General features: G+C 71.4%; 13 protein-coding genes and 1 tRNA gene. 6 read left to right on the forward strand and 8 right to left on the reverse strand.

Going from position 1 to position 14,334, the window contains the following annotated elements; genetic code table 11:
- Positions 1–28 precede the first annotated feature (28 nt).
- On the reverse strand, positions 29–1,630 hold the full coding sequence (locus tag ACFY29_RS15755) for a ricin-type beta-trefoil lectin domain protein (RefSeq protein WP_386986435.1): 1,602 nt from the start codon (positions 1,628–1,630) through the stop codon (positions 29–31).
- A gap of 211 nt (positions 1,631–1,841) precedes the next feature.
- Positions 1,842–4,127 (reverse strand): glycosyltransferase family 39 protein, encoded by a 2,286-nt coding sequence (locus ACFY29_RS15760; protein ID WP_386986438.1) that lies wholly within the window; start codon positions 4,125–4,127, stop codon positions 1,842–1,844.
- A 124-nt stretch (positions 4,128–4,251) separates the two neighbouring features.
- Here ACFY29_RS15760 and ACFY29_RS15765 point away from each other — a divergent pair, with 124 nt between their 5' ends.
- Together ACFY29_RS15765 and soxR are read left to right on the forward strand one after the other, a co-directional pair.
- Positions 4,252–4,956 (forward strand): glycosyltransferase family 2 protein, encoded by a 705-nt coding sequence (locus ACFY29_RS15765; protein WP_355613772.1) that lies wholly within the window; start codon positions 4,252–4,254, stop codon positions 4,954–4,956.
- Between the two features lie 64 nt (positions 4,957–5,020).
- Positions 5,021–5,479: a redox-sensitive transcriptional activator SoxR gene (gene soxR / locus ACFY29_RS15770; RefSeq protein ID WP_328421775.1), complete on the forward strand. Its 459-nt coding sequence runs from the start codon at positions 5,021–5,023 to the stop codon at positions 5,477–5,479.
- A gap of 74 nt (positions 5,480–5,553) precedes the next feature.
- Here the strand turns inward: soxR and ACFY29_RS15775 are convergent, their stop codons facing one another.
- Positions 5,554–6,531 (reverse strand): NAD(P)H-quinone oxidoreductase, encoded by a 978-nt coding sequence (locus ACFY29_RS15775; RefSeq protein WP_386986442.1) that lies wholly within the window; start codon positions 6,529–6,531, stop codon positions 5,554–5,556.
- A 184-nt stretch (positions 6,532–6,715) separates the two neighbouring features.
- Between ACFY29_RS15775 and ACFY29_RS15780 the strand changes: the two genes are divergently transcribed.
- Positions 6,716–6,802 (forward strand) — tRNA-Ser (locus tag ACFY29_RS15780).
- A 49-nt stretch (positions 6,803–6,851) separates the two neighbouring features.
- On the opposite strand, the gene ACFY29_RS15785 is transcribed toward ACFY29_RS15780, so the two are convergent.
- The 3 genes from ACFY29_RS15785 to ACFY29_RS15795 all read right to left on the reverse strand — a co-directional run bounded on the left by ACFY29_RS15785 (position 6,852) and on the right by ACFY29_RS15795 (position 8,119).
- Positions 6,852–7,646, reverse strand: coding sequence for a hypothetical protein (locus ACFY29_RS15785; RefSeq protein WP_386986446.1), 795 nt, complete (start codon positions 7,644–7,646; stop codon positions 6,852–6,854).
- Positions 7,647–7,729: 83 nt separating this feature from the next.
- Positions 7,730–7,951 (reverse strand): hypothetical protein, encoded by a 222-nt coding sequence (locus ACFY29_RS15790; RefSeq protein ID WP_386986449.1) that lies wholly within the window; start codon positions 7,949–7,951, stop codon positions 7,730–7,732.
- Between the two features lie 12 nt (positions 7,952–7,963).
- Entirely contained in the window at positions 7,964–8,119 is a 156-nt protein-coding gene (locus ACFY29_RS15795) for a hypothetical protein (protein WP_328421767.1), read from the reverse strand.
- Positions 8,120–8,263: 144 nt separating this feature from the next.
- Here ACFY29_RS15795 and ACFY29_RS15800 point away from each other — a divergent pair, with 144 nt between their 5' ends.
- Positions 8,264–8,806 (forward strand): YbhB/YbcL family Raf kinase inhibitor-like protein, encoded by a 543-nt coding sequence (locus ACFY29_RS15800; protein WP_386986452.1) that lies wholly within the window; start codon positions 8,264–8,266, stop codon positions 8,804–8,806.
- Between the two features lie 103 nt (positions 8,807–8,909).
- On the opposite strand, the gene ACFY29_RS15805 is transcribed toward ACFY29_RS15800, so the two are convergent.
- Positions 8,910–9,620, reverse strand: a complete 711-nt coding sequence (locus ACFY29_RS15805; RefSeq protein WP_386986454.1) for a class I SAM-dependent methyltransferase — start codon at positions 9,618–9,620, stop codon at positions 8,910–8,912.
- Between the two features lie 211 nt (positions 9,621–9,831).
- Between ACFY29_RS15805 and ACFY29_RS15810 the strand changes: the two genes are divergently transcribed.
- Positions 9,832–11,661 (forward strand): hypothetical protein, encoded by a 1,830-nt coding sequence (locus ACFY29_RS15810; protein ID WP_386986457.1) that lies wholly within the window; start codon positions 9,832–9,834, stop codon positions 11,659–11,661.
- A 7-nt stretch (positions 11,662–11,668) separates the two neighbouring features.
- Here the strand turns inward: ACFY29_RS15810 and ACFY29_RS15815 are convergent, their stop codons facing one another.
- Complete coding sequence (locus ACFY29_RS15815; RefSeq protein ID WP_386986820.1) at positions 11,669–12,451, reverse strand: hypothetical protein; 783 nt, start codon at positions 12,449–12,451, stop codon at positions 11,669–11,671.
- Between the two features lie 330 nt (positions 12,452–12,781).
- On the opposite strand from ACFY29_RS15815, the gene ACFY29_RS15820 reads away from it, so the two are divergent.
- Complete coding sequence (locus ACFY29_RS15820; RefSeq protein ID WP_386986459.1) at positions 12,782–14,311, forward strand: peptide deformylase; 1,530 nt, start codon at positions 12,782–12,784, stop codon at positions 14,309–14,311.
- Positions 14,312–14,334: the final 23 nt, after the last annotated feature.

Raw genomic sequence — 14,334 nt, forward strand, 5'->3', positions numbered from 1 at the left:
ACAAGGGGCCCTTCCTTTCAGCGGCTGGTCAGTAGACGCGGGAGCCGATGAAGTCGTCGTGACCGTAGCCGACCGGGTTGGCGGCGGTCCGGGCCTCGAACGACCACTGCTGTCGGGTGCTGGTGGAGCAGGTGGCCAACCGCAGCCGGGGGGTGCCCGACGACGGGCTGTCGAACGCCACGCAGAGGTTGCTGGCGCTGGCCGGCTTGAGCTGGTTGCCGGCGAAGGCGAACTGCTGGGCGGCGCTGCCGTTGCAGTTGTAGATGTTGACCGCAGTACCGGCGGTCATCGATCCGCTGGCGACGTCGAGGCACCGGTCGTGGGAGAGCTCCGAGTGCAGTGACCGCTTGGTCGAGTCGTACCAGAAGCCCTGGTTGCGCCCGCCGTGGCAGCCGTACGACTGCTGGGCGGTGCCGTTGCGGGAGTCGTAGCCCTTGCCATCGATGCAGGTGTTGGTGGCCAGGTTGCGCAACTGCTTGAACTGCAGCAGGCCGGAGTAGAGCACGCCGCTGCCGGTGCTGGCCGGGTCGACGCAGGTCGCCTGTTGCTGCCCGGAGTTCCAGAACTGGGTGATGCACTGGGCGAACATGCCGTGCCCGCGCGCGTTGGGGTGGAACGACTGCCGGGCGGCGTTCTCGTTCCACACCCCGATCTCGATGTGGAGGCCGCGGACCGAGGTGTTGTCGGTGCACACCTCGTGGCCGTGGAAGAGCCGGCTGGCGTCCAGGTAGCGGGTGCCGGTCTGGGCGGCCGCCGCTCGCAGCGCCGACTCGAACAACGGCACCGCCTTGTTCCGGGCGAACGCGGCGTCGGCCAGGTAGAGCAGGCAGCCGCCGGCGTACCAGCCGGGGAAGTTCGGGTTGTCCTCCACGTCCGGGCTGGCCGGGCTGGGGTATGACATGAGCACCAGCTCGTAGTCCGAGCGCAGGTAGCCGGCCTTGGTCATGGTCTGCCGGATGTCGGTGAGGGCGTCGGCCACCGCTCGGCGGCTGCCGTCGGTGCGGATCGTCCACTGGTCGGTGTAGGTGGCGTAGCAGGAGCCCTGGAGGAAGACCCTGCTGACCGCGCAGTCGGTGGCGACCGGGCCGAACTGGATTGTCCCGTCGCCGTTCGCGCCGACCACCACCCAGATCAGCTTCACGTGCGTGTTGCGCGCCTTGATCCCCAGGTAGTCGCCCTGGTTCAGCTCGTTGTGCTGGGTGGGGCCGCCGGCGATCAGGTTCCACGGAGTGGCACCGGAGCAGGCAATGTTGTACCTCGCGTCCGACTGGATGCCGGTGCGGAACACCGCCTGGTCGTACGAGCGGTCGCACCAGTTGCCGTCCTGGTGGGTGCCGGGTATGTAGTTGCCGACCCCCTCACCGGAGATCTGGCTGTCACCCATGGTGATCTGCGCGGTGCGGCGTTGTTCGATCGGGCGGATCGCCGGGCTGCCGTAGAGGGCGGTCGCCTCGGCGGCTCGGATGGACTCGAGGTTGGCGGGGAGAGGCTGGACGGTCGGCCGGTCGGCGGCGGCCGCGGGGGCGGCCGGGCCGGCGAGCATCGGCAGGACGAGAGCGGCGACGGCGACGGCGACGGTGAGGGCCCGTCGTCGGGCCGCGCGTTCGGGCCTGGCGGGGGTTGCAGGCATCGACGCACTCCTTTCGGCTCAATCGCGGGACGTCGATTGAGTTACCAGAAGGTAACGTGCCGATCAACGGATGTGAATACCCTTCGGATCCTTACGCGACGGATGCAGAACCGCCCGGATCGGACGATCCGGGCGGTTCTGCGAGCGGTCGGAGGGCTGCCAACCCGGTCTGGTGCTGTCCTCGACGGGCGGTCGATGTCGGTCCGTCTGGTCAGCGACCGGGCGGCAGCGCGTAGCCGACGTAACCGCGGAACTCCAGCCGCCAGCCGGCCGGCACCAGCTTGGCGCACGCAGGCTGGCTGCCGGTGCAGACGATCGCCTCCACCGAGGTGGGGTCGGCCGGCGGTCGTTCCGGCAGCACGGACTGCAACGCCACCAACTCCGGTGAGCGTCCATCCGGCTGCCGCAGCAGCAGCCACCACGGGTACTCCCAGTTGTCGTTCTGCTGCACCAGCCCGATCCGGTGCGCACCGCTGTCGCGGACCGATGCCGCGGCCCAGCGGAACTCGTCGGCCCACTGGGGGCGACGCAGGAACCGGGTGTCCCAGTCCGAGGTGGTGAAGACCGAGCCCGCACCGACCAGCCGGCGCGGGAAGCCGTACGACAGCGCCAGCACCCCGGCCAGCGCCGAGGTGGCCAGCACGGTGACCGCCGCCAACGTGGCCACCGACCGACGCCCGCCGCCAGTCATCCCGGCCCGGGCCGCGCCAGCCGTACCGGCTGCGGTGCCCGGCGTACCGACCGCAGTGCCCGGCGTGCCGGCTGCCGCGACGGAGTGGCGGCGGAAGAGCGCGTCCAGCCAGAGCCCGGCCAGCGGTACGGCGAGGACCAGGGCGTAGAGGAGCAGCCGGTTGCCCCACGGCTGCCACTTGATCATCGAGGTGTGCAGCAGCACGGTGGCCAGCACCACCACCGCGTACCCGCGCAGCGGCCCGGCCTGCGCGGGGTCGATCCGGCGCGGCCGGGCGAGCGCGACCGCCGCGCCGGTCAGCGCCAGCGCCCCGGCGATCGGGAACGCCACCCGGTCCTCGTCCGGGTACCAGGCGGGCTCGGGAAAAACCTCCCGGCCGAAGGTGATGGCCCGGTCCTGCGGGTCGACCCCGATCGCCTCCGCGCCGCCGATGATCGCCTCGGCGCCAGCGTGGCGTAGCGGTGCCAGCGGCGTGTCGAACGCCGTGTGCCCGATCCGCAGCGCGTTGACCAGGATCGACGGCGGATCGTGCCGTTCCATCGGAATCGACTCACGCAGTCGGGGCGGCCCCAGCGGGTGCCCGAACTCGGCCGTCACCCGGGCCAGGAACGGGCCGACCACCACGGCCGCGACCAGCAGGATCAGCACCGAAGCGCCGACCGTGCGGGCCACCCCGCCAGCCGGCCGGGCCCGCCGCACCCCACCGGGTGCCGCGTCGGCCGCTGTCGTATCGGTCGGTGTGGCGGTGTCGGTCAGGGCCAGTCGCAGCTGGGCCAACCCCCAGAGCACCAGCAGCGGGCCGACCGCGACCAGGCCGCTGGTCTTGGTCACCGCGGTCAGCCCGGTGGCCGCGCCCAGCCCCAGCAGGGTGCCCCAGCCGGTGCGCCGGCGCAGCCCGTCCAGCACCAGGGTCGCGGCGCAGGCCACCCACGCCGCGCAGACCAGGTCGGTCTGCGTGCTCGTCGCCTGTAGCACCACCATGGGCGTGCTGGCCAGCACGAACGCGGTGATCAACTGGGCTCGTCGGCCGCCGCCGAGCTGCGCGGTGATCCGGGCGGCCACCAGCAGGCAGACCACCCCGGCCGCCCACTGCACCAGGTTGTACAGCTGGTCCCCACCGGTGAGTAGGCGCAGGTGCAGCAGCAGATACTCGGCCCCGGGCGGGATGGTCACCTGCCGGTGGATGGCGGTGGGCCAGAAGTCCAGGTCGCCCTGGGCCACCCAGTGCTCCACCTTGGGCAGGTGGTACGTCTGCGAGTCGAAGTTGTTCGGCTCGGCCAGCAGTGCGACCAGCAGCTCCACCAGCACCAGCCCGCCGATCGCGCCGGCGAGCAGCCGCTCGCCGCGACCCGCCGTACGCCAGGCGTCGATCGCCGTGGCGAGCAGGCCGGCGGGCCGATCGACCCGGACCGGCGCGGGGCCGCGCCCGGCCTCACCGCCCTCCGTGACCGGGGCGGGTGCCTCCAGACCGCCGGCGGGTACCCCGGCGCTGACCGGCACCTGACGGGGTGCCGCAGCCGGCGGCTGCGCGAGCTGGGTCATCCGGCGTCGCCGCAGTCCGGCTGCCGTCGCCGCGGCGGCCAGGAAGAGCAGCCAGGCGGCGACGAACGCTGGCCGGGTCAGCGCGTGCAGCGCGCCGAGCAACTCGACGACGAGCACCGCGTACGCGCCTGTGAGCAGGGCGGCGCGCAGCACGGCGAGCCGTAGCGGTGCCACCGCGCCGACCCCGCCCGGCCTCGTCGCGACGGTGAGCAGGAGCACCGCGGCGGCTGGCACCACCGCGAGCAGAGAGCCGGCAGCCGACATGGCGGGAAGTAAACACCATGCCGCTGGACCCGCCACGCCGGCCGTCCGACGGTGGCGGCACGCGTCAGGCTGACCAGCCAGGCTAGGCTATGCCCGACGTGTTGTCGCCACCGTGGAGATTCCCGTGAAGCTCTCGATCCTCATGCCGGTCTACAACGAGGAAGAACGCATCGCGGATGCCCTCAAGCAGGCATTGGCGGTGGACTATCCGTGCGAGATCGAGCTGGTCGTGGTCGACGACGGCAGTCGGGACGGCACCGGCGAGATCCTCGGTCGCGCCGACGACGCACGCCTGCGGGTCATCACCCACCAGCGCAACGCCGGTAAGGGTGCGGCCATCAAGACGGCGGTCGACAGCGCCGAGGGCGACTACATGGTCATCCTCGACGCCGATCTGGAGTACGACCCGCAGGACATCCCCAAGCTGCTCGACCCGGTGCTCGACGGGCGGGCCACGGTGGTCTACGGCAATCGCACCTTCGGCAGCCACAGCGCCTACAGCTTCTGGTACGTGATGGGCAACAAGGGCGTCACGATGGCAGCGAACGTGCTGTTCAACTCGTACATCGGCGACCTGGAGACCTGCTTCAAGCTGATGCCGGTGGCGCTGTACCGGTCGCTTGAGGTGCGCTCGCGCGGCTTCGGCATGGAGGCCGAGGTGACCGGCAAGCTGCTGCGCCGCCGGATCCGGCCGTACGAGGTGCCGATCAGCTACCGGGCACGTGGCCGGGAAGAGGGCAAGAAGATCACCTGGAAGGACGGCGTCGAGGCGATCTGGATCCTCGGCCGGGAACGCGCCCGCCGTCGTCCCGTCGCGTCCACCCGCTGACGGCGGTCCTCGGGCGAGCCGGATAGCCTCTTAGTTGAAGTGCACTTCAACTAAGGACCCGGTGATGCAGGACTCCCTGACGATCGGCGAGCTGTCGGTTCGCTCCGGCGTGGCGCCGTCGGCGCTGCGCTACTACGAACGGCTCGGTCTGATCCGCGCCGACCGTACCGGTGGCAACCAACGCCGGTACGCGCGCGCCGAGCTGCGGCGGGTCGCCTTCATCCGGATCTCCCAGCAGGTCGGCGTCTCGCTGGACGAGATCCGCGCAGCGCTGGACTCGCTGCCCAACGCGCGCACTCCCAGCCCTCAGGACTGGGCGCGGCTCTCCGCCAGCTGGCGGGGTCGGCTGGACGAGAAGATCCGGCTGCTCAGCAAGCTCCGCGACGACCTGGACGGTTGTATCGGCTGCGGCTGCCTGTCGCTGCAGCGCTGCGCGCTCTACAACCCGGGTGACGCCCTGGCCGGCGAGGGCCCCGGCGCCCGTCTGATGCTGCCCGGGGCAGCGGCCGACACATCCGCCTGACGCCGTCCCCGGGGCCGGCGTACCAGCCGCCTGACGCTGTCCGCGCCCGGGACGCCCCCTCCGGAGGACCGGCGTCACCCGATGGTGAGCAGCACCTTGCCGAAGTGGTCGCTCGACTCGACCAGCCGGTGTGCGTCCGCCGCGTCGGTCATCGGCAGGCGCCGGTCCACCACCGGCCGGATCTTGCCAGCCTCGATCAACGGCCACACCTCGTCCCGTACGCCCCGGACGATCTCCGCCTTCTCGGCCAGTGGCCGGGTGCGCAGCGAGGTCGCCGCGACGCTGGCCCGCTTGGTCAGCAGCGCGCCGAGGTCCAGTTCCGCCTTGCGGCCACCCTGTAGCCCGATCACCACCAGCCGGCCACCGGTGGCCAACGCCGCGACGTTGCGGCCCAGGTAGGAGGCGCCCATGATGTCCAGGATGACGTCGGCGCCGTGGCCGTCGGTGAGTTGCCGGACCTCCTCGACGAAGTCCTGGTCGCGGTAGTCGATCGTGTGCGCCGCGCCCAGTTCAACTAGCTGCGGGTGCTTGGCCCCCCGAGCCGTGGCCACGACCGTGGCACCGAGGGCGGCCCCGAGCTGGATGGCGAAGGTGCCGATCCCGCTGCCACCGCCCTGCACCAGCAGCGTGTCACCCGAGCCGAGCCGGCCCAGCCGGACCACGTTCGACCAGACCGTGCAGGCCACCTCGGGCAGCGCGGCGGCGTCGACCAGGTCGACGCCGGCGGGCACCGGCAGCAGCTGCCCGGCGGGTACCGCGACCTTCTCGGCGTACCCGCCGCCGGCCAGCAGCGCGCAGACCTGCTGACCGACGGCCCACTCGATCACCTCCGCGCCGGTCGCGGTGATCACCCCGGAGCACTCCAGCCCGAGGTATTCGGGCGCGCCCGGCGGCGGCGGGTAGTGCCCCTGCCGCTGTAGCAGGTCCGCGCGGTTGACCCCGCTGGCCCGTACGTCCACGATCACCTCGTCCGGGCCGGGCTCGGGATCGGGGACCTCGGCCCAGACGAGTGCGTCGGGTCCACCGGGCTGCGGAACGGTGATGGCTCGCATGGGCTCAGTCTTACCCGATGCCGCAGTGGGCCGCAGGCGCACCCCGCTCGTGGTGGAGGCCACTGTGGACGCGGCGGGCGCTTTCCGGACCGCCCGGATCCGCCCGACCGGGGAGGGACGCCGGGCCGCCGGTCGGGTGCCATGGCAGACTAGGCATGGCCGCGCACCTGCGGGTAGCGGCCTGGGAGGGTTCGCCTAGTGGCCGATGGCGCTGGTCTTGAAAACCGGTAAGGGGGCAACCTCTTCGTGGGTTCGAATCCCACACCCTCCGCTCCCGTAACCAGCAAGCACGCCCGACTCGACGGGCGGCCTGCAGCCGGTCAGCCGCCACTGCTGGCGGTCGGGCTGGTTTCCGGCGCGGCGGCGCTCGCATCGACGGCGGGGGCGGTCGGGTTCCGTCGCCTCGCGTAGACGACCAATACCACCAGCAGGAGCACGAGCCACAGCGGCACCAGCAGGGGAGCGAAGGCCCGCCAGACGGGCCACACCGGCTCGGCGAGACCGTCCGTGAACAGGTCCGGCCAGGTGAGGGCGACGCCCGGGAGCAGGGAGACCGTCATCAGGGTGCCGACCAGCCGGGGTACGGGCGGACGTAGCCGCGCCACCAGCCAGAACAGCGCCGCACCGGCGGCGGCGCCGAGGAGGGTGCCGGTGAGCGTGGCGGCGAGGAACCCGTCCGGTGCGGCCGGCGCGATCCTCAGCATCGGACCGGTCGCCCGGTGGGTGAGCGTGATCGCCACCCCGTCCCGCTCGGCCCGCAAGCCGTCGCACGGGGTGCCCGGCACGCGACGCAGGCCCTGCCACCCCAGCGATGCCGCGTTGCGCCGCAGCTGGTCGGAGAGCGCACAGTCGGCGCTGGAGTCGTAGTGGAACTCCGCGTGAGCCGAACCGAAATCGTCCTTAGCCAGGACGATGCCGGCCCGGTAGCCGATGCCGAACGACGAGCTGGCCGGCTCGGTTCCGGGGAGCAGCTCTGCCACCATGGTCTGAGCCTGCTCGATGCTGAGCGGTGCGGTGCCGCGGCCGCCGTACCAGGAGCCGACGCTCAGGCCGACCGTGCCCAGCAGCACGGCGCCGAGCAGCACCATCGCGACGTGCCGCAGCCGAGGTATCACCGATCCACCCCCTGTCGTGGTGCGGCACAGCGTAGCGGCCGTGATCCACTCCTGGTGCCCAGCGAGCCGCTCGCCGCCGGCCCTCAGGCGCTCTCGTTCGGGTCATCGGAGCCTCGCCTGCGCCTGGACACCGCCTCGTAGCTGACAAGGACGACGAGGAACGCGGTGAGCAGGCCGAGAGCGGCCAGGCCGGGCAGGAACCGGCCGGCGGGATCTTCATCGTCCGCCGCGCGGCGCTCGCGGCGTTTGGGGTTCGCTGCTGGCCGGTGGGCGTCGAGGATGGATCTCGGGCCGGCCGCCCGCACCCTCTGCTGCCGTCACTCCGGCGGGTCGGTGGCCCGCCGGTTCTCCCGGATCGTCTCGTCGGCCAGCCGCTCGATCGCGCGCCGGCGCTCCTCGGCGACCGCCTGCTCGTCCCGCTTCCGCGGTGCGCTGAAGACGGCGACCAGGAAATCGCGCCAGATGCTTGCCAAGAATTCCCCCCGTGGAACGTTGCAGGGTGACAACGTTAGTGCGAACGGTGGGATCTCGGACACCCGGTACTTCCGGTCGTCGGGCGGCCCGAGACGGGGTATGAAGGGGCAGGAATCTCCGTACACCGGAAGGACGCGCTCACAATGACCCTGGAACGACCGATCGCCCCGGACCCGTACGAGCTGCTGCCGACGGTGCCCTCGTTCACCCTGACCAGCGACGACGTGCAGAACGGCGAGCCGATGGATGCTCGGCACGCACACGGCAGCACCGGCGGTGACAACGTCTCCCCGCAGCTGACGTGGTCGGACTTCCCTGCCGAGACGAAGAGCTTCACCGTGACCTGCTACGACCCCGACGCGCCGACCGGCAGCGGCTTCTGGCACTGGGTGCTGGTAAACGTGCCGGTCGACGTCACGCAGCTGCCCCGCGGCGCGGGTGGCGCGGCGGGCACCGACCTGGGTGGGGCGTTCTCGGTCCGCAACGACTACGGCGCGCAGGGCTACGGCGGGGCGGCCCCGCCGGCCGGTGACCGCCCGCACCGGTACGTCTTCGCGGTGCACGCCCTGGACGTCGACCACCTGGACCTGACCCCCGACGCCACTCCCGCCTACGTCGGCTTCAACCTCACGTTCCACACCCTCGCCCGAGCGGTGATCCGCCCCACCTACCAGATCAAGGACTGACCCTCTCCCCCGCGATCTTGCACTTGCTGCCCCTGCATGCCCGACAAAGAGGGCGTACGTGCGGCAGGAAGTGCAAGGTCACGGGGGGGCGGAGGAGCGGGGATCAGGCGGGGACGCGGGCCACGGCGAAGACGGACTGGCCGAATGGAGGGCGGATGCGCTGCTCGGCGGCCTTGGTGGCGGGGAGTACGACGGTGTCGTACACCTTCACCATCGGGCCTTCCTTCGGCATCAGCCGGAAGACCTTGGTGGCCATGAAGTAGCCGAGCAGGCCCAGCGCGTTGGCGTAGTGGATCTTCTCGATGGTCAGGCCGGCCTCGGTCATCGCCGCCCCGAGCGTCTTCTTCGTGTAGCGGCGTACGTGGCCGGTGGCGATGTCGGCCGGGCTCATCGCGAACTGGAACGCCGGCACGATGATGATCACTGCGCCGCCGGGCCGGACCAGGTCGCGCATGCTGCGTAGCGCGCCCACGTGGTCCTCGATGTGCTCAAGCACGTTGTACGAGACCGCCGCGCTGTAGTCGCCCCGGTCGTCGTGCGGCAGCAGCATCTGCCGGACATCGATGCCAGGCCGGTCGGCGAGGCGCTCCTTGAGCTGCACCAGTCGGTCCGGATCGGCCTCCGTGGCGGTGAACCGGGGCAGCCGCTCTGACCATTCCAGCGCGTAGTCACCGAGACCGCTACCGATCTCGATCGGGTCGTCACCGAGGTACGGCACCGCCAGTTCGACGAACCAGCGGCGGTGGTTGACAGCGGTTGCCAGGCCCTCCAGAACCTCGGACTGGACGCGCTGATCCCCAGTGATTTCTGCCATGCGTCGATTCCTCACGATATGAACTCGACCCGTGCCTGGACCGACAGAGTGAATCATCCGCTGGGACGGGCGAAGAATCGGGGCAGCGGGGTGGCCGAATTGCGGTCGGGGGTGGGCACGTGATCGGCGGTCGGCGAACCCGGCACATAGTACGGCAGTACCCCGAAACATGTCACGGCGGCGGGTTACGCTGACTACCCTCTGAATTGTCATGACTACTCCCGAATCGGACGCGCCCGGAGACGGCCCGGCCACCGCGTCGCCGGTGGAGAGGGCTGGCGGTCGTGGACGCTTGACCCGCAACGGGAAGTGGGTGGATCTGGCCGCCGTGCTGAGCTTCGTGGTGCTCGGCTTCTGGGTCACCGGGCGGCTCTGGCTGGAGCCGGGCAGCGCGGTGCGCGACAACCGCACTGATCAGTCGCAGTTCGAATGGATGATGGCGCACGGTGCGCGGGTGGTCACGCATTTCGCATACCCGTTCCATTCGGACCGAATGAACGTTCCAGACGGCGTTAATCTGATGGCTAATACGTCCGTATTATCCATTTCGCTGCCAATGACACCGATCACCCTGCTCCTCGGGCCGCGCGCGGCATTCCTGCTTTTTCTGACCGCCGGAATGATTGCCACCGCCACTGCCTGGTACCTCCTGCTCTCCCGGGTCCTGATCGGCGCTCGCGGGCCGGCGTGGCTGGGTGCGGGCTTCTGCGCGTTCGCGCCGGCGATGGTGTCGCACGCCAATGCCCACCCGAACATCGTGTCGCAGTTCGTCGTCCCGCTGATCATCTGGCGCACGCTGCGGCTCGGTGAGCCGGGCCGCTGGCTGCGCAACGGCGTGCTCCTCGCACTGGTGATCGTCTGGCAGGCATTCCTCAACCTGGAGATCCTGCTGATGACCGCGATCGGGCTGGGCGTGATCGTCGGCGCGCTCGCCCTCGGCCGCCCGGATCTTCGATCACGGGCCAGGCCCTTCCTCGCCGGCCTGGCCGTAGCCGCCGGGGTCGCCGGGCTGCTGCTGGCGTACCCGCTGTACGTGCAGTTCTTCGGACCCGGGGCCTACGCCGGGCTGTCCCGCCTGATCCGCGGCTACTCCAGCGATCTCGCCTCGTTCGCGGCGTACTCCCGGGAATCGCTCGCCGGCAACTCGCGCACCGCGGCGAACCTGGCCAAGAACCCCACCGAGGAGAACAGCTTCTTCGGCTGGCCGTTGCTGGTGCTGGTGGTCGCCCTGGTCTGGTGGTTGCGCCGCTCGGTCGTGGTGCTGGCGCTGGCCGCCCTCGGGCTGCTCTTCGCGGTGCTCTCGCTGGGCCGGGAGATCCGCTTCGACGGCCGGGGTACCGGTGTGCCGGGACCCTGGGCGGTGCTGGAGAACCTGCCGATCCTGCACTCGGTGGTGCCGACCCGGTGGGCGCTGGCGATCACCCCGATCATCGGGCTGCTGCTCGCCTACGGTGTCGAGCACGCCCGCGAGCTGGCCCGCTCGACACCGACCGCCCGACGGCAGATCCGCTTCGCCACCGCCACCGTGCTCACGATGGCCCTGCTGCCGATCCTGCCCACCCCGCTACCCGTGGTCCGCCTCGACCCGGTTCCCACTTTCGTGACCAGTGGGGCCTGGCGGCCCTACGTGGCTGGCGGGCACAGCGTGGTGACCCTGCCGCTGCCGGACACGAACTATGCCGAGCCACTGCGATGGTCCGCGGCGACCCGACTGGACATGCCGTTGGCGCGCGGCTACTTTCTCGGCCCGGACACCCGGCCGAGCGCGGAGGCGCCGCGGATCGCGCTGTTCGGCGCACCACCCCGCCCGACCAGCAGCTTCTTCGCCACCATCCAACGCACCGGTGCGGTGCCCCCGATCACCCCACAGAGCCGCGTGGAGGCGGTCGACGACCTGCGCTACTGGCGGGCCGGCGTGGCCATTCTCGGTCCGCACGAGCATGCGGCGGCACTGCGGCGGGGGATGACCGAGCTGACCGGGATACAGCCGATCTTCACCGGCGGGGTGTGGGTGTGGGACGTCCGGCCGTTGACCGACTGAGCGAGGCTCAGCCCTGGCGTACGCAGCAGCCCTGGCAGACCTTCGGGCTGGGCAGGGTGAAGGCGAGGCAGCAGGTGCGCCGCTGCACGCTCGGCTCGCCGGTCGGCCCCGGCACCAGCTCGACCAGGTCGGCCAGGTCGAGTGCGCCGAGCAGGGTGTCGATGGTCTGCACCGTCGAGCCGGGCAGCCCGTCCGCGGCCCGCAGGATGCCGTGCGCGATGCCGGAGGCGACCGAGCCGAGCAGCGTCCGGGTGCCCACGCGGACCTCCGCCTGGATCGCCGTGATGAGCGGGGCCAGGTGGGCGTCGAGCAGCGAGGCGCGCAGCGCGGTCAGCAGCTCCGCCTCGCCGGCGACGACCCGCACCTCAGGGCGCCCGGCGAGCGCCAGCGGGTCGCTCGGCAGCACCGCCACGGTGGTGCTGCGGCGCAGGCCCAGGGTGAGCAGCGGCCGGTGGTCCTCGAAGTGGATCAGCACGTCAGACGGGTCGAGCAGGGGCACCCGCCGGGCCGAGGCCCAGCCGAGCACGACCGGCAGCGCCATCCAGTAGCTGTACGACTTCCAGGCCAGCGCGGCGCAGGCGTGCGGGGTGCCGCCCCAGCGCAGGGTGGCCGCACGCAGGAGTTCGGGAAGCCGGCTGCCGTCGATCAGGGTGGTCGCGGGCGCCCAGCCGAACTCGTCGTCGACCAGCAGGCCCCGTGCGAGCCCGGGCAGGTCGTCGGTGCCGAACATGGCGCGCATCGCCGCGGTGACGGGGGCGAGCGGCGGGACGGACACGTCCTGCCTCGGCATCACCGCTGTCACCGTGTCATCCCCCGTCTGCGTGACCGAGGAGCTGACCCCGGAGGACGAACCTGCCGTCCTGAGCTAAGGCTAGCCTAACCACGGCCGCAGGTCTAAGGGAAGCCTCACCTCGGTCGGATCGGAAGCCGCAGGTCACTGCCACTTCCGGCGGGAGCGGACCCCACGCTCCGGCGTACTACCCGGCTTCTGCCCTGGAAAACGCTGGCGCAGGATTGATGGCCGTCGGTGGATTGTCAAGGAGTGTGTCGGCAAGGTGCCAGATGCGTGTGCGTTTCGGCACGGAACGTGAAACTGATACTCCCGGCCACGAGGAAGCCGATGACGACCTCACCCCTCGAACGGGCTGCCGATTCCTTCGCGGCCGAGCTAGCCCGCCAGCGGACAGGGCGGGGGCTGTCAAAGAAGCAGTTGGCCGTCCTGATGGGGTTCGACCCGTCCTATGTCAGCCACGTCGAGGGGCGCCGGCACCGCCCAACCGAGGACTTCGCCCGCCGCGCCGAGGCCGTCCTGGAGGCCAGCGGCGCGATCTGGCAGCGCTTCCGGGAGTACGACGAGCTACGGCACGCACGCCCCGGTCAACCGCACCGCGAGCCGCACCTGCCCGGCCAGTGGCTGCCACCCGGCACCGGCCTCGTGGTGGAACGGGAGCTGGCCACCCTCGCCTACACCGACGACGGCTACCGGTGCGTCATCCACCGTGAGCTGTACAACGCCGGCACCGAGCCGGTCACCCGCTACCTGGTCCGGGTCGCCGTCGACCGCTACCCGAACGACCCCGGCCGCTCCAACCGGCACCACCGGGAGCACCCCCTCACCTTCGCCGAGCTGCAACTACAGGCCCGCCGGGATGACGGCGGCGGCGACCCGGAGCCGATGCACTGGCGGGCCAAGCACGACCGGGACGCGTTCAAGGAGATCTGGCTGCTCTTCGAGAACGGTGAGCGGCGGTTCCCGCTCTACCCCGGCGACCGGGCCACCATCGAGTACGCGTACAGCGTCGGGCAGGAGAAGTGGGGCCCCTGGTTCCAGCGGGCCGTCCGGCTGCCCACCCGCCAGCTCGCCGTACGCCTGGACCTGCCGGCGGCGCTCGACCCGCAGGTCTGGGGCGTGGAGACCTCGCTCTCGGCGGAGGAGGGCCCGCTGCGAACGGCGCCGCAGCGACACGACGAGGGCGACCGGGCGATCTTCGACTGGCACACCGACGACCCGCCGCTGAACGCCCGCTACCGGATGCAGTGGCGTTTCCGCGCCCGACCGGATACCGACCCGGACGTCGGCCCCGGCGGGGCCCGGGTCCGGCCCAGCGACCGGATGCGTGGGATCGGCATCGTGCAGCGCGGCGCCGACCTGCTCCGCCAGCGCGGCCGCCCGTTCGACCTGCCCGGCGAGGAACAGGCGGCGCGGGACGTGGTCGACCGGCTCAACACGGCCCTGGCCCGCCTCGACGAGCTGCACCCGTTCAGCAAGGGGGTGGGCATCGCCGCCCCGCAGCTCGGCATCGGCCGGGCGGCGGCCGTGGTCCGGCCACCCGACCGGTTGGCGGAGCCGGTCGTGCTGATCAACCCCCGGGTGGTCGACGCCTCCCCGGACACCGACGAGCAGTACGAGGGATGCCTCTCCTACTTCGACCACCGCGGTCTGGTGCCCCGGCCGCTGCGACTGGACGTCGAGCACGCCCAGTGGGACGGCAGCCGGATCATCACCTCGTTCGAGTTCGGCATGGCCCGGCTGGTCGCGCACGAGATCGACCACCTGGAGGGCCGGCTCTACGTCGATCGGATGGCGCCCGGGGTGCCACTGGTGCCGGTGGAGGAGTACCGCGAGACCGGGCACCCCTGGCGTTACTAGGGCGGGGACCGGGGCGCGTGCCC

Origin of the sequence: Micromonospora sp. NPDC000668 (assembly GCF_042897975.1) — a bacterium.
Classification (GTDB): Bacteria; Actinomycetota; Actinomycetes; order Mycobacteriales; family Micromonosporaceae; genus Micromonospora.